Source organism: Ancylobacter sp. GW821-FHT10E12, assembly GCF_058809335.1.
Genome location: NZ_JBXASN010000034.1, coordinates 1 through 13,944, shown reverse-complemented (window position 1 = coordinate 13,944; position 13,944 = coordinate 1). Strand labels below are relative to the sequence as shown.

13 protein-coding genes are annotated in these 13,944 nt (G+C 71.9%); 6 read left to right on the top strand and 7 right to left on the bottom strand.

Features of this window, described 5'->3' with window-relative positions:
• The first annotated feature begins 26 nt into the window (after window positions 1-26).
• Together AC1RU4_RS25945 and AC1RU4_RS25940 are read left to right on the top strand one after the other, a co-directional pair.
• On the top strand, window positions 27-1,133 hold the full coding sequence (locus tag AC1RU4_RS25945; RefSeq protein ID WP_492894721.1) for a PA0069 family radical SAM protein: 1,107 nt from the start codon (window positions 27-29) through the stop codon (window positions 1,131-1,133).
• A gap of 523 nt (window positions 1,134-1,656) precedes the next feature.
• Window positions 1,657-2,139 carry a VOC family protein gene (locus AC1RU4_RS25940; RefSeq protein WP_492894717.1) on the top strand — a complete coding sequence of 161 codons (483 nt, stop codon included), beginning with the start codon at window positions 1,657-1,659 and terminating at the stop codon, window positions 2,137-2,139.
• Between the two features lie 460 nt (window positions 2,140-2,599).
• On the opposite strand, the gene AC1RU4_RS25935 is transcribed toward AC1RU4_RS25940, so the two are convergent.
• Together AC1RU4_RS25935 and AC1RU4_RS25930 are read right to left on the bottom strand one after the other, a co-directional pair.
• Window positions 2,600-3,286 carry a DsbA family protein gene (locus AC1RU4_RS25935; protein WP_492894715.1) on the bottom strand — a complete coding sequence of 229 codons (687 nt, stop codon included), beginning with the start codon at window positions 3,284-3,286 and terminating at the stop codon, window positions 2,600-2,602.
• Window positions 3,287-3,464: 178 nt separating this feature from the next.
• A complete protein-coding gene (locus tag AC1RU4_RS25930; protein ID WP_492894713.1) occupies window positions 3,465-3,959 on the bottom strand; it encodes a DUF721 domain-containing protein in 495 nt (164 codons plus the stop codon).
• A gap of 252 nt (window positions 3,960-4,211) precedes the next feature.
• Here AC1RU4_RS25930 and mutY point away from each other — a divergent pair, with 252 nt between their 5' ends.
• Complete coding sequence (gene mutY / locus AC1RU4_RS25925; protein WP_492894711.1) at window positions 4,212-5,249, top strand: A/G-specific adenine glycosylase; 1,038 nt, start codon at window positions 4,212-4,214, stop codon at window positions 5,247-5,249.
• 86 nt (window positions 5,250-5,335) lie between these two features.
• Window positions 5,336-5,524: a CsbD family protein gene (locus AC1RU4_RS25920; RefSeq protein ID WP_492894719.1), complete on the top strand. Its 189-nt coding sequence runs from the start codon at window positions 5,336-5,338 to the stop codon at window positions 5,522-5,524.
• A gap of 257 nt (window positions 5,525-5,781) precedes the next feature.
• On the opposite strand, the gene AC1RU4_RS25915 is transcribed toward AC1RU4_RS25920, so the two are convergent.
• Window positions 5,782-6,387, bottom strand: coding sequence for a glutathione S-transferase family protein (locus AC1RU4_RS25915; RefSeq protein WP_492894709.1), 606 nt, complete (start codon window positions 6,385-6,387; stop codon window positions 5,782-5,784).
• A 40-nt stretch (window positions 6,388-6,427) separates the two neighbouring features.
• On the bottom strand, window positions 6,428-7,609 hold the full coding sequence (locus tag AC1RU4_RS25910) for a site-specific DNA-methyltransferase (RefSeq protein ID WP_492894707.1): 1,182 nt from the start codon (window positions 7,607-7,609) through the stop codon (window positions 6,428-6,430).
• A gap of 98 nt (window positions 7,610-7,707) precedes the next feature.
• Between AC1RU4_RS25910 and AC1RU4_RS25905 the strand changes: the two genes are divergently transcribed.
• On the top strand, window positions 7,708-8,790 hold the full coding sequence (locus AC1RU4_RS25905) for an FUSC family protein (RefSeq protein ID WP_492894705.1): 1,083 nt from the start codon (window positions 7,708-7,710) through the stop codon (window positions 8,788-8,790).
• Here AC1RU4_RS25905 and AC1RU4_RS25900 read toward each other — a convergent pair.
• From AC1RU4_RS25900 to AC1RU4_RS25890, 3 genes are all read right to left on the bottom strand, one after another.
• Window positions 8,754-9,419 (bottom strand): methyltransferase family protein, encoded by a 666-nt coding sequence (locus AC1RU4_RS25900; protein ID WP_492894703.1) that lies wholly within the window; start codon window positions 9,417-9,419, stop codon window positions 8,754-8,756. The two genes, AC1RU4_RS25905 and AC1RU4_RS25900, sit on opposite strands and share 37 nt — an antisense overlap.
• Window positions 9,420-9,499: 80 nt before the next feature.
• Window positions 9,500-10,456 carry a DMT family transporter gene (locus tag AC1RU4_RS25895; RefSeq protein ID WP_492894701.1) on the bottom strand — a complete coding sequence of 319 codons (957 nt, stop codon included), beginning with the start codon at window positions 10,454-10,456 and terminating at the stop codon, window positions 9,500-9,502.
• Window positions 10,457-10,610: 154 nt separating this feature from the next.
• Window positions 10,611-11,162: an Lrp/AsnC family transcriptional regulator gene (locus AC1RU4_RS25890; RefSeq protein WP_492894699.1), complete on the bottom strand. Its 552-nt coding sequence runs from the start codon at window positions 11,160-11,162 to the stop codon at window positions 10,611-10,613.
• Window positions 11,163-11,412: 250 nt separating this feature from the next.
• On the opposite strand from AC1RU4_RS25890, the gene AC1RU4_RS25885 reads away from it, so the two are divergent.
• A partial coding sequence (locus AC1RU4_RS25885; protein ID WP_492894697.1) for an AAA family ATPase occupies window positions 11,413-13,944 on the top strand: 2,532 nt, incomplete at its 3' end.

Below are 13,944 nucleotides of genomic sequence, written 5' to 3'. Positions count from 1 at the left end.
ACCCCGGCGCGCTCGCCGACCTCGACCTGCCGGCGGAGGGCGCGCCGCTGCCGGCGGTGGAGGCCGAGCGCCGGCGCGGGCGCGGCGCGCTGTCCAATGCCGCCGGCCGCTTCGAGCCGCGCTCGCACGAGACCTTCGACGACGGCTGGCAGAGCCTCGACGACCTGCCGGCCTTCAAGACCAGCGTGACGGTGGAGCGGGCGCGCACCATCATCACCCGCAACGATTCGCCCGATGTCGGCTTCGATCGCTCGATCAACCCCTATCGCGGCTGCGAGCATGGCTGCGTCTATTGCTTCGCGCGGCCGACCCATGCCTATCAGGGCTATTCGGCCGGGCTCGATTTCGAGACCAAGCTGTTCGCCAAGCCGGACGCGCCGGAACTACTGGCGAAGGAGCTGGCCAAGCCCGGCTACGAGCCGCGCACCATCGCGCTCGGCATCAATACCGACAGCTACCAGCCGATCGAGCGCGAATGGCGGCTCACCCGCCGCATCCTCGAGGTGCTGCGCGATTTCGGCCATCCGGTCGGCATCGTCACCAAATCGGCGCTGGTGCTGCGCGACCTCGACATCCTGGCGCCGATGGCCGAGCGCGGGCTGGTCAAGGTGGCGCTGTCGGTCACCTCGCTCGACCACAAGCTGGCGCGGACGATGGAGCCGCGCGCGGCAACCCCGCAGCGCCGCATCGAGACCATCCGCCGGCTCTCGCAGGCCGGGGTGCCGACCGCGGTTCTGGTCGCCCCGGTCATTCCGGCGATCAACGATGCCGAGATCGAGCGCATCCTCGACGCCGCCGCCGCGGCCGGCGCCGGGGAGGCCGGCTACGTGATGCTGCGCCTGCCGCTGGAGATCCGCGACCTGTTCAAGGAATGGCTGCTGGAGCATTTCCCCGACCGCTACCGCCATGTCCTGTCGCTGGTGAAGGAGCTGCATGGCGGCAAGGAATATGACGCCGCCTTCGGCCAGCGCATGACCGGCTCCGGCCCCTATGCCTGGACGGTGGCGCGGCGCTTCGAACTCGCCACCGCGCGCCTCGGGCTGAACCAGCGCAGCGTGCGGCTCACCACCCGCCATTTCCGCCGCCTGCCACAGAAGGGCGAGCAATTGTCGCTGTTCGGGGAGACGGGATGAGGCGATCGCCGCGGCGTTCGATACGGGATCGGCCGGGGGACGAGGCGGCCGGTGCGGGGCCGTCGCGGTCGAGCGGCGGGCGCGTGCTACGGTGCCGTGGAGGCGGTTCGGGGAGAAGGGTGAGGCGATGGCGGGTGCCTGATGCGGAGCAGGTCGAGGGGGCGGCACGGCCGGTGCGGAGCCGTGGCGCTCGGGTGCCGTGCGGCGTCCTGCGGTATCGTGGCCGCCGTTCGGGAGGACGGACCTGCGCCGACCGGCCCGGCTTGACCCGGCATCCGCTCCGCTCCGTCATCTCCGACGGGCGCGCGAAGCGGGTGGCGCCGGTGCGGGCGGGTTCCGGCATGTCCCGATTCCGGGCGTCCGGATTTCCGAGGTCCGGGCTTTGGAGGTTCGGGTTTTGGAGGTCCGGCTTGAGGCATGTCGAGGGTCCGCAAGTACGGGGCCGGCGGCTACGGGGCGGGCATCTCAGGGGTTGGACATGGGTGGGACAGGCAATGGGACAGGCAAGACGAGGGAGGCAGACATGGTTGTCACGCGCGAAACGGATGGGCTGCCGCCGCTCGCCCTGTCGCTGATCACGCTCGGCGTCGAGGATCTCGCGCGCGCCGCGCATTTCTACGCGTCACTCGGCATGGTGCGCCGGGACAGCGCGACCACCGGCGTCATCTTCTACCAGGCGGATGGACGGCGGCAGCTGGGCGCCGGCGGGGTGGTGCTGGCGCTCTATCCGCGCCACGAGCTCGCCGCCGATGCCGGGGTGATCGCGGGTCGTCCGGGCTCGTTCGGCGGCATCGCGCTCGCCTGCAACCGGGCGAGCCGGGAGCAGGTCGACGCCACGATCCTGCATGCGCTGGCGGCCGGCGGCCGGGCGCTGCGCCCGGCGCAGGCGACGTTTTGGGGCGGCTATTCCGGCTATGTCGCTGACCCGGACGGCCATCCCTGGGAGATCGCCCACAATCCCGGCTTCGCCCTCGACGCCGACGGGAGGGTGGTGCTGCCGGAATGAGTGCCGGCGTGGTGCCATCCGTCCTTGTGAGCGACGGGGTTGCCATCCGCCCCTGCGGGCGGCGGGTCGCCGTAACCGGCCGTGCGGCCCGGAAGCCGGCGCCGCTCATCCCGCGGCTGTTCCGGCGACTGACGGCTCGCGGAGGCCGGACCGAGCCGCTGATCGGCGGCGTCCCTCCGCCGGCGACGTCCCTACGTCGGCGAAGACCCGGCAGCGTCCCTCCGCCTGACGAGGTCCTCCGCCCGACAAACTCTTGCGCCCGGCGGCGTCCTGCGCCTGACCAGGTCCTGCGTCCGACGACATCCTGCGCCCGGCGACGTCCTGCGACTGGGCACGTTCCCGGGCAAGGCCGGCATCATCGTCGTCATTGTCATCGCCGGGCGCCGGGCGGGCATGCCCGGCGTCGGGCGCGGTCGAGTGGTCAGAGGGGCGCGCAGGCGACCGCCCCCCGCCGCCATCCTCAGTTGGCGCCGAGCAGCGGCGCCAGTTCCTTGTCGAGATCCTCGGGGCTCATCGCGCCCGGCACCTTCTTGCCGTTGATGAAGAAGGTCGGCGTCGAATCGACGTTGAAATCGTCGGCGCCGCGCTTGGCCACCTGGTCGATATCGCCGGCGAGCTTGGCATCGCCCAGGCAGGTGTTGAACTGCTGCTCGGTCATGCCGCTCTGCTTGGCGATCGCCAGCAGCGCCTGCGCCGGGTTGTTGGTGAAGGCCCAGCTCTTCTGGTTGTCGAACAGCGTGTCGACCATCGGGTAATATTTGCCCTCGCCCGAGCAGCGCGCCAGCATGAAGGCGGCCTTGGCGACGATGTCGAGCGGGAACTCGCGCAGGATGAACTTCACCTTGCCGGTGTCGATATATTTCTCCTTCAGCACCGGCCAGGTGGTGGCGTGGAAATGCGCGCAATGGCTGCAGGTCATCGAGGCATATTCGACGATGGTCACCGGCGCATCGGCCTTGCCCAGCACCACGTCCGGCAGCGTGCCCGGCTGCATCAGCTTGGCGGCGTCGACCGTCTGGGCATCGGCCTGGCCGACGAAGCCGAGCTCGCCGAGGCCGAGCCCGCGCGGGCCGGCGAGCGCCAGCAGCGCGGCCGCGGTGAGCAGGACGGTGCCGGTGCCTTCGAGGAAGCGGCGGCGGTCGATCATGAAGCCTCTCCAGATGGGCGGGCGGCCGATCGGGCCGTCCGCATAGACGCGGGTGACGGCCGAACGCGGCCGCCGGAACAAACTATGCGCGTACAGCCAGCCTGAGATCATGGCAACGGTACGGCAGCCGTGCCTCCGGTCACTGCTGCGTGAAGCTTTTCGCGCGGATCGGGACGCTTTATCGCAGCCGGCGCCGGTCGCGGGCCACCAGCGCGCCCAGCCGGGCCAGCGCCTCGGCGAGCGCGGGGTCCTCGAAGCCGCCGAGGCGGCCGATGCGCTCGGCGGCGCGGGCGCGTTCCTCGTCGCCGGGTTCCACGAGCGGCGGCCTGCGCCGCGCCGGCGCCGGCACCGGACCCTGCCTGAGGCTGAGGCGGCCGATGCAGCGCCAGCCGAAATAGCGGTTCACCCGGTCGATGACCACCGGCGCCAGGTGCTGTAGCTCGATGGCGTAGCCGCCCTCGACGCGTACATGCAGCACGCCGGGTTCCTCGCTTTCCGGCCGCGAGGGCCAGGCGAGCTTGATCGGCTGCGCCCGCGCCGCCAGCCCGTCGCCGACAATGTCGGCCCAGCGGGTGACGATCTCCACCGAGGCGAGCCCGCGCTGCCGGCAGCTCGCTGCGATGGTGGCGTCGATCAGGTCGGCGAGCGGTTTCGGGGCGAAGCGGGGTGCCATCGGGCTCTGCGTGAAGGAGGGAGGGGTCGAGGCTAAGCTGTGGGCGAGGAAGGCGGCACGCTTGCCGGATGCGGCCCGCGCGCCCACCTTGCGCCGGATGACCCGAAGGAGCCGGCGCACCATTCCATGCCCGCACGCCCGAGCCTAGCATCCGCCCAGCCTGGGACCAAGCCGCCCGCGACCAAGCCGCGCGGGACCGATCCGGCTTCGACCAAACCGGCTTCGACCAAACCGGCTTCGGCCGGTCCGGCGATGAAGCGGCCGGATCCGCGCGCGTTGCTGCGCTGGTACGACCGGCATCGCCGCGTATTGCCCTGGCGCGCCCCGCCCGGACAGCGGCAGGACCCCTACAAGGTGTTCCTGTCGGAGATCATGCTGCAGCAGACCACGGTGGTGACGGTGGCGCCGTATTTCGCCGCCTTCCTCGCCCGCTGGCCGGATGTGGCGAGCCTCGCGGCGGCGCGGCAGGAGGAGGTGCTCTCCGCCTGGGCCGGGCTCGGCTACTACGCCCGCGCCCGCAACCTGCACGCCTGCGCCCGCTCGGTGGCCGGCGAGCATGGCGGCGTGTTCCCGGACGACGAGGCGGGGCTGCTCGCCCTGCCGGGCATCGGGCCCTACACGGCGGCGGCCATCGCCGCCATCGCCCATGAGCGTCCGGCGGCACCGGTCGACGGCAATTGGGAGCGGGTGGTGGCCCGGCTGTTCGCGCTCGACGAGCCGCTGCCCAAGGCGAGGAAGCGGCTGCGCGCGCTGGCCGAAACGCTGCTGCCGGACGCGCGGTTCGGCGATTTCGCCCAGGCGATGATGGATCTCGGCGCCACGGTATGCACGCCGCGCAAGCCGGCCTGCATCCTCTGCCCGTGGCGGGAGAACTGCGTCGCGCAGGCGCAGGGCAATCCCGAGGCCTATCCGGTGAAGATGGCCAAGCTCGCGCGGCCGGTGCGGCGCGGCGTCGCCTTCCTCGCGGTGCGCGCCGACGGGGCGGTGCTGGTGCGCTCGCGCCCGCAAAAGGGCCTGCTCGGCGGCATGACCGAGGTGCCCTCCACCGCGTGGGAGGCGCAGCTGCCGGCGAGCCCCGCCGCCCATGCGCCGCTGAAGGCGGACTGGCAGGCGCTCAACCGGGCGGTCGGCCACGTCTTCAGCCATTTCGCGCTGGAGCTCGCGGTCTGGCGGGCGCGCCTGCCCGCCGGCACCCCGGCGCCTGCCGGCCACCGCTGGGTGAAACCGGACGGGTTCAAGGCGGAGGCATTTCCCAGCGTCATGGTCAAGGTATTGGAGTATCTCGATTAAATCCGCGTGATCGGCTGAACCCGATCGGCGGTCTGGCGTTGTCCCGGCGGGCCGCACGCGATGCGGCAGTCATGGAGAACCTCACGATGGGTAGCGCAGCGGACAAGGCCAAGGGCCTCGCCAACGAAGCCGCCGGCAACGTCAAGCAGGGCGTCGGCAAGGTAGCCGGGTCGAAAAGGCTCGAAGCCGAAGGCAAGGCCCAGGAAATCAAGGGCAAAGGCCAGCAGGCCTTGGGCAAGGCCAAGGACGCGGTCAAGAAGGCCGCCAATCTCTGAGCCCGACCGACTTCGAAGGACGAGGCCGCCGCCAAGGCGGCCTTTTCTTTGGAGTGCTCGGGGGCGGATAGCGAGGGGTTTCGCTCATGCGCCGTCATGCCGCGTCCGGTCCGGGCATTCATGGCCTCGCCGGGACAGGGCGTGGACGTGAGGAGGAAGGCGTGGATGGCCGGGCTAGGCCCGGCCATGACATGATTAGCGACCGCCTTGCAGCGGGGCGCCGCCCGGCCATGGCCGCCCGTGAGTCGGCGCGCGGTTCAGTCCAGCAGCCCGACATGGCCGGGCAGGGCGGCGATGCGCGCCATCCAGCCGCCTATGCCGGGGAAGGGGGCGAGGTCGTAGCCGCCTTCCTCCGCCGTATGCGTATAGGCATAGAGCGCGATGTCGGCGACGCTGAAGGCGTCTCCCGCCAGCCAGTCATGCCCGGCGAGCCGCGCCTCCATCACGCCCAGCGCCTTGTTGCCGGCTTCCAGCAATTGCGCCATGCGCTCGGGCGTCGCCAGCGCCGCCCGCTCGGGATAGGTCACCAGCGCGCGGCGCACCGCGATGGCCGGCTCGTGGCTGTACTGCTCGAAGAACAGCCATTCATAGGCCTTGGCGCGGTCATAGGCGTCGGCCGGGATCAGCGGCGTGCCCTCGGCCAGGTGCAGCAGGATGGCGTCGGATTCGCCGAGGAAGCGGCCGTCGTCGAGCCGCACCGTCGGCACCTTGCCGATCGGGTTCATCGCGAGGAAATCGGGCCTGCGCGTCGAGCCGTCGCGCGAGGATACCGTCACCCGCTCGATGGCCCGGCCGGTATGGGCGGCCACCAGCCGCACCTTGTAGCAATTGCCGGAATCCGGCTGTTCGTAGAGCGTGATCATCGGCGGCCCCGCGATTGTGCCGGACCACCGTACTGCAGAATTATTCCGCCGCCATCGCCATTTCCGAGCGCACCACCGCCCGCAGCGAATCGATGGGGCGCAGGCCCTCGCGGGTCTCGATATGCCAGAAGGTCCAGCCGTTGCAGGCCTCCATGCCCTGCGCGACGGCGCCGGCGCGGTGGATCGAGCCGACCGTGCCGAGGCCCGGCGCCGTCTCCAGCGACAGCGTGCCGTCGGCGCGCACCATCGCCTTCACCCGCGCCTTGGAATCGGTGAGCAGCGTGCCGGGCGTCACCAGCCCGCGCTCGACCAGCGAGGCGAAGGCCACGCGGGGCGCTTCGCGCGCGGATGGCGCCGGGGAGAGCGCGGCCTCCGGCAGCGGCACCACGGCGTCGACGCGGGCCTGTGCCGCCTGCGCATAGTCGCGGTCGCGCTCGATGCCGATGAAGTGGCGGCGCAGCTTCCTGGCCACCGCCGCCGTGGTGCCGGAACCGAGGAAGGGATCGAGCACCACGTCGCCGGGCCTGGAGGCGGAGAGCAGGATGCGGGCGATGAGCGCTTCCGGCTTCTGGGTCGGGTGCAGCTTGTGCCCGGCCTCGTCCTTCAACCGCTCGCCGCCGGAGCAGATCGGGAACAGCCAGTCAGAGCGCATCTGCACGTCCTCGTTGGCCGCCTTCATCGCCTCGTAGTTGAAGGTATAGCCCTTGGCATCCGGGTCGCGCGCGGCCCAGATCAGCGTCTCATGCGCATTGGTGAAGCGCCGGCCGCGGAAATTCGGCATCGGGTTGGTCTTGCGCCAGACGATGTCGTTGAGGATCCAGAAGTCGAGATCCTGCAGCATCGACCCGACGCGGAAGATGTTGTGATAGGAGCCGATCACCCACAGCGTGCCGGTCGGCTTCAGCACCCGGCGCACCGCCAGCAGCCAGGCGCGGGTGAAGGCGTCATAGGCCTGGAAGCTGTCGAACTGGTCCCACGCATCGTCCACCGCGTCGACCCGGCTCTCGTCCGGGCGCTTCAATTCGCCCTGGAGCTGGAGGTTGTAGGGCGGGTCGGCGAAGACGAGGTCGACCGAGCGCGCCGGCAGCCGCGACAATTCCGCCACGCAGTCGCCGCGCAGGATGGTATCGAGGGGGAGGGCGTCGCCCGCCGCCGGACGGGAGGAACGGGAAGCGAGGCCCGGAACGGCCCTGGCGGCCTCCACCTTCGGCACGACTTTCATGGAACGGCACCCGACGCTTGAACGCAACAGCACGCGTCCACAATGTCCGCCGTTCAGGGTAAAGAGCGGGTAAAGGGTTCCGATTGGATTTTACGCAAGTGGACGAGACGATCTCCCGCTGGCACGGCGACGGTGTTCCCGCCCGCTCCATCCGCTTCGCGCTGACGGTGATGGCGCCGATCCTCATCGGCCTCACGATCGGCGTCGACATGTGGCTGATCTACGCTCTCGTCGGCGGCATCCTCGCCTTCACGCTGGATACCGGCGGCCGGCCGCTGCCCCGCCTCGGCTGGATGGCCTCGGCCGGCGCCGTGGTGCTGGCCGGCACCGGCCTCGGCACGCTGGCGGCCGGCGCGCCGGTGGTGATCATGCTCGGCTTCGCGCTGGTCGGCGTGCTCTACGCGCTGGTCGAGAGCCTCGACGACACGCTGGCGGCCGGCGCGCGCTTCCTCTGCCTCACCTTCGCGGTCGGGGCGCTTTATGCGCCGCTGCAGCCGCGCGACGTCGCGGTGGTGGCGGTCTTCGTCGTCTATGCCTGGCTGGTGTCGCTGGGCTGGGACGCGCTGGGCCGGTCGCTGCGTCCCTCCTCGGCGCCCTCGCTGCCCGCGGTCTGCGCGCGGCTGCGGGCGAGCGAGCAGGAGCGATGGGTGTTCGCCGCCGCGGTCGCGGTGACCATCCCGCTCGCCTATCTCGTCAGCCAGGCGCTCGGCCTGCACCGTCCCTATTGGGCGCTGCTGGCGGTGGTGATCGTGCTGCGGGCCGATGCCATGTCCAGCCGGCGGCTCATCGGGCAGATGCTGCTCGGCACCCTGCTCGGCGTCGTCGCGGCGGTGCTCTACGGCGCCGGCGCCTCGGCGCTGCACGATCTCGGGCTCGCCCTGCCGAGGCACTCGCTGCTGCTGCTCGGCATGGCGGCGGCGGCCTTGCTGCGCTGGCCGGCGCAGCAGCTCAGCGGCGCGCTGGGCACGGCGGCGCTGACCGCCTTCATCATGCTGTTCCTGGAGGCGATCGCCGGCACGGTCGGCGGCGCCGGACCCGCCATGGCCGAGCGGCTGGTCGACGTCGCCATCGGCTGCGGCTTCGCGGTGGTCGCGCTGGTGCTGGACCGGCTCGGCCGGCGCGCGCTCGTCCGACTGCGCCCGCCTCAGGGCACCAGCCAGAAAACCGGCAGCCAGTCCTGAGCCTGGGCCAGCTCGATGCCCTCGGCGACGGGCATGGCGGCGAGGAACACGCAGGCGTCGATGAAGGTCTGCATCACCATGCGCGGGCGGATTTCCAGCGTGTCGACGTTCCGCCACAGGCGGAAATTCGGCCAGAAGCGCGGCACGCGCGCCTTGTAGGCGAGATAGGCCTCGCCGAAGCGCTCGGTGAGGAAGCGCTCCTCCTTGCGCACCACCACGCTGAACACGATCCAGGTGAGCAGCGTCGCGGCGAGGGCGGCGGTGAGGCTGCCGAACTGCGCCCCGGCGCCGGCGGCGCCGATGAAGGAGAACACGTAGAGCGGGTTGCGCGAGATCGAATACGGCCCGAGCGCCACGATCTCCGACTTCTTGCGCCCGCTGATATAGAGCGAGCACCAGGTGCGCCCGACGATGGCCGCCAGCAGCAGCGTGAAGCCGGCCCACTCGATGCTCTCATGCGGCCCGCCCATGTCGTCGTCCGGCCAGATCGACTGGCCGGTGAGCAGCACCAGCACCGCCGCCGCGCCGAGCAGATAGAGCGCGAGCTTGCGCAGGCTCTGCACCGCCGAGAGGTCGACGCTCGGCTTGGGATGGCCGGGCTTGGCGGCGGGCGTGGGAATATCGATCATGGGTCGCTGGCACTCCGGGAACTGACGGAGGCCATTAAATCAGATGCGGCGGCAAATTTCAGGCCCCGGTCACGTCATCGTCACGCCATCGTCACCCGGCGGTCACGAAGGGCGAGCCCGGCGGCCACCAGGGCGAGGCCGGCGACATGGTAGAGATGCAGGCTCTCGCCGAGCAGGCCCACCGCCAGCACCGCGCCGAAGACCGGCATGAGCTGCAGGAACTGGCCGGCGCGGGTCGGGCCGAGCACCGCGACGCCGCGCGCCCACAGCACGAAGCCGATGGTCGGGAACACGGCGGTATAGCCGACCAGCAGCGCCGCCTCGCCGAGGCGATCCGCCCCGACGCCGGTATTGGCCAGCTCGGCGGCGGCGAAGGGCACCAGCGCCACGAGGCCGAACGGGATCGACACCGCCAGCGCGGCGGCGGCGGAGAGCCGGCAGGGAAACCGCTTGAGCAGCACCGCATAGAGCGCGAAGGCGCTGATGCCGAGGAACAGCACCAGGTCGCCGGGATTGAGGCTCAGCCCGGCGAGATGGCCGATATCGCCGCGGGTGACGATCAGCGCCACGCCGATGGTGGAGACGCCGAGCGCCAGCCGGGCACGGCCGCTGGTGCGCTCGCCCAGCACCAGCCAGCCGAGCAGGCCGACCACGATCGGCGCCGCCGAGCCGATGATCGAGCCGTTGACGAGGCTGGTATGGGCGAGGCCGGCATAGATCAGCACGGTGAACACCGCGATGTTCAGCACCCCGGCGGCGACCCAGAGCGGCCAGCGGCGGCGAAGCTCGGCGGCATTGGCGCGGATTTCGCGGAAGGTGAAGGGCAGCAGCAGCGCCAGCGCCACCAGCCAGCGGGCGGCGGAGAAGGTGGCGGGCGGCAGCACGTCGGCGGCCATGCGGCCGGCGAGGAAATTGCCGGACCACAGCAGCGCCGCGCCGGTCAGCATCAGCGCCGCGACATTGGCGGGGGAGAGCGGCGCCCGTGCGCGGGCCGCGCCGGAAACCAGCGGATTCAACGTGTCTGCCACGAATGCCATGTCGCTGCCTCCTCGCAAAAGCCAGATGCTCAAAACGCCGGGGGCGGTGGGATGCACCGCGGGATCGCCGATATAGGTCAGTGTAGTTGACCTAAGGCGGCATGTCCTTGCGTTCTCGGGGGAGGCGAAGCGGGGTTTTCGGCAGATTCTGCCGTCAGCGCCGCAATTTTGGCTCGCGGCTATCGTTGCCTATCTTTTCGGCAACGGAATCGGGGCTGGTGGGGGCGGGGCGAAGATGGCCGAGCGGCAGGCGGCCGCTCTCCTTCACCCGCTTCAGCGCCAGCGAGGAGCGCACCCCGCGCACCCCCGGCAGGCCCATCAGCACGTCATGGGCGAAATGGGCGAAGCCGTCGAGGTCCTCGCACACCACATGCAGGATATAGTCGCTGTCGCCGGTGACGCTGTAGCAGGCGATCACCTCCGGCCGGTCGAGCACGGCGGCCTCGAAATCGCGCGCCGCCTCCTCCACCTGGCGTTCCAGGTGCACCTGGATGAAGGCGAGCACGCCGAGCCCGAGCCGGCTGGCATCGAGCCGCGCCTGGTAGCCGGCGATCAGCCCCTCCTCCTCCAGCCGCCGCGTGCGCCGCAGGCACGGCGAGGGCGACAGGCCGATGCGCTCGGAGAGCTCGGCATTGGTCAGCCTGCCGTCCTCCTGCAGCTCCTTCAGGATGCGCATATCGAACATGTCGACCAGAGGCACGCGCATGATCTGTCTCCGTGCGGGAGGATGGCGGCAGGATCGGCTGATATGGGAGAGATTGCCGGCAGAAACCGCCTTCCGGCAATAAGCCTTTCGGTCAGGGTGGCTGACATTCCGGGTGCATCGGCCGGGACGGATGCGCCGTCATCCCGGCGGCTTGGCCGGGGGCGCTACCGCCGGCGAAATCCCCAACATGTCGTGGATCGCTCCCGCACGACCACTTGAACTTGTGGCTCCCGCGCCGCAACCTAGGGGCATGAAATTCACCCGGCTGCGCCTTCTCGGCTTCAAGACCTTCGTCGAGCCGACCGAGATGCTGATCGAGCCCGGCCTCACCGGCATCGTGGGCCCGAACGGCTGCGGCAAGTCGAACCTCGTCGAGGCGATGCGCTGGGTGATGGGCGAGAATTCCTACAAGGCCATGCGCGCCGAGGGCATGGACGACGTCATCTTCGGCGGCAGCACCACGCGGCCCGCCCGCAACACCGCCGAGGTGGTGCTGGTGGTCGACAATGAAGACCGCTCCGCCCCGGCCATCTTCAACGATTCCGACCAGCTGGAGGTCTCCCGCCGCATCGAGCGCGAGGCCGGCTCGTCCTACCGCGTCAATGGCCGCGAGGTGCGCGCCCGCGACGTGCAGCTCCTGTTCGCCGACGCCTCCTCCGGCTCGCGCTCGCCCTCGATGGTGCGGCAGGGGCAGATCGGCGAGCTGATCGGCGCCAAGCCCTCCGCCCGCCGCCGCATCCTGGAGGAGGCCGCCGGCGTCGCCGGCCTGCACGCCCGCCGCCACGAGGCGGAGATGCGGCTGCGCGCCGCCGAGGCGAACCTCGCGCGGCTCGAAGACGTCATCGGCCAGATCGGCACCCAGCTCGACGCGCTGCGCCGCCAGTCGCGGCAGGCCGGGCGTTACCGCGTGCTGTCCGGCGACATCCGCAGGGCGGAGGCCACGCTGCTCTGGCTGCGCTGGCTGGAGGCTTCCGGCGCGGTGGGCGAGGGCGGCCGCACCCTCGATCTCGCGGTGCGCGAGGTCGCCGACCGCACGCTGGCGCAGGGCGAGGCCGCCCGCCTCGCCGCTGTCGCCGCCCATGGCCTGCCGGCCTTGCGCGAGGCCGACGCTGCCGGCGCCGCCACCCTCCAGCGCCTCACCCTCGCCCGCGGCGAGCTCGACGGCGAGGAGGCGCGCGCCAGCGCCCGCGTCGAGGAGCTCGACCGCCGCCTCGCCCAGCTCGCCGGCGACATGGCGCGCGAGGCGGCGCTCGCCGCCGACGCCGAAGGCATGCTCGCCCGCCTCGACGAGGAGGCGGCGGGCCTCCGGGCCGCTCAGGAGGAATCCGCCGACGCGCAGGAGGCGGCGCAGGAGGCGCGCGAGAACGCCACCGACGCCCTCGCCACCGCCGAGGCCGCCTTCAACGAGGCGACCGCCGCGACCGCCGAGGGCGCCGCCCGCCGCGCGAGCGCCGAACGCGCGGTGCGCGAGGAGGCCGAGCGGCTCGCCCGCGTCGAGCGCGAATGCGCCCAGTTCGCCGATCAGGCGCGCGTGCTGGAGGCTTCCGTCGGCGCCGACCGGCTCGACGAGCGCCGGGCCGTCGCCGAAGCCGCGCAGGAGGCGTTCGAGCAGGCCGAGGCCGCGGCGCTCGCCGCCGAGACCGCCCATATCGATGCGCGCGCGACTCTCGACCGCACCCGGCGCCCGCTCGCCGATGCCGAGCGCGCGGCGCAGCGGGTCGAGACCGAGCAGCGCACGCTGATGAAGCTGCTCGACATCGGCACCGCCCGCCGCTGGCCGCCGGTGCTCGACGCGGTGACGGTGGAGCGCGGCTTCGAGACCGCGCTCGGCGCCGCGCTGGGCGACGATCTCGACGCTCCCGCCGATGCCGCCGCCCCGGTGCACTGGGCGCATATCGACGCCCCCGACGATGCCGCGCTGCCGGAAGGCGCGGTGCCGCTGGCCGCCCATGTCGAGGCGCCCGCCGTGCTGGCGCGCCGGCTCGCCCAGATCGGCGTGGTGTCGCGTGCGGACGGCCCGCGCCTTGCCGCCCTTCTGGTTCCCGGCCAGCGCCTCGTATCCCGCGAGGGCGACCTGTGGCGCTGGGACGGTTTCACCGCCGCCGCCGATGCGCCCACCGCCGCCGCCCGCCGCCTCGCCGAGCGCAACCGGCTTGCCGATCTCGAACAGCAGATCGCCGCCGCCCGCGCCGAGCTCGCCACCCATCGCGCGGCGCTGAACCTCGCCGAGCAGGCGCTGCGTGCCGCCGGCTCCAGGGAGGCGCAGGCCCGCGAGGCCCGCCGCGCGGCGCTGCGCGTCATGGAGACCGCGCGCGAGGATCATGCCCGCGCCGAACGCGCCGAAGCCGAGCGTGCCGCCCGCCGCGCGGCGCTCGACGCCAATCTCGCCCGTGCCGCCGCCGAGCGCGACCGGCTCGCCGTGGCGCTTGAGGAGGCAAAGGCGGCGCTCGCCGCCTTGCCGCCCGGCGTCGAGGCCGAATCGCGCCTTGCCGAGGCGCGCATGCGCGTCGCCCAGCACCGCGCCGATCTCGCCGAGGCCCGCTCGGCCGCCGAGGGACTGATCCGCGAGCGCGACCAGCGCGAGCGCCGCCTCAAGGCCATCATCGCCGAGCAGGAATCCTGGCGCGGCCGCGCCGCCGGCACCGGCGAGCGCGTCGCCGCCATCGAGGCGCGCCGCGACGAGGCGGCGGCCGAGCGCGCCGGGCTCGACGACGCCCCTTCCGTCTTCGCCGCCCGCCGGCGGACGCTGCTCGATGCGATCGCCCGTGCCGAGGCGGCGCGC

Coding starts and splice junctions, on each gene's coding strand:
- AC1RU4_RS25930 (WP_492894713.1), bottom strand. CDS start 3,959: ATGGCACCCCGCTTCGCCCCGAAACCGCTCGCCGACCTGATCGACGCC.
- AC1RU4_RS25900 (WP_492894703.1), bottom strand. CDS start 9,419: ATGATCGATATTCCCACGCCCGCCGCCAAGCCCGGCCATCCCAAGCCG.
- AC1RU4_RS25920 (WP_492894719.1), top strand. CDS start 5,336: ATGGGTAGCGCAGCGGACAAGGCCAAGGGCCTCGCCAACGAAGCCGCC.
- AC1RU4_RS25895 (WP_492894701.1), bottom strand. CDS start 10,456: ATGGCATTCGTGGCAGACACGTTGAATCCGCTGGTTTCCGGCGCGGCC.
- AC1RU4_RS25915 (WP_492894709.1), bottom strand. CDS start 6,387: ATGATCACGCTCTACGAACAGCCGGATTCCGGCAATTGCTACAAGGTG.
- AC1RU4_RS25910 (WP_492894707.1), bottom strand. CDS start 7,609: ATGAAAGTCGTGCCGAAGGTGGAGGCCGCCAGGGCCGTTCCGGGCCTC.
- mutY (WP_492894711.1), top strand. CDS start 4,212: ATGAAGCGGCCGGATCCGCGCGCGTTGCTGCGCTGGTACGACCGGCAT.
- AC1RU4_RS25935 (WP_492894715.1), bottom strand. CDS start 3,286: ATGATCGACCGCCGCCGCTTCCTCGAAGGCACCGGCACCGTCCTGCTC.
- AC1RU4_RS25940 (WP_492894717.1), top strand. CDS start 1,657: ATGGTTGTCACGCGCGAAACGGATGGGCTGCCGCCGCTCGCCCTGTCG.
- AC1RU4_RS25890 (WP_492894699.1), bottom strand. CDS start 11,162: ATGCGCGTGCCTCTGGTCGACATGTTCGATATGCGCATCCTGAAGGAG.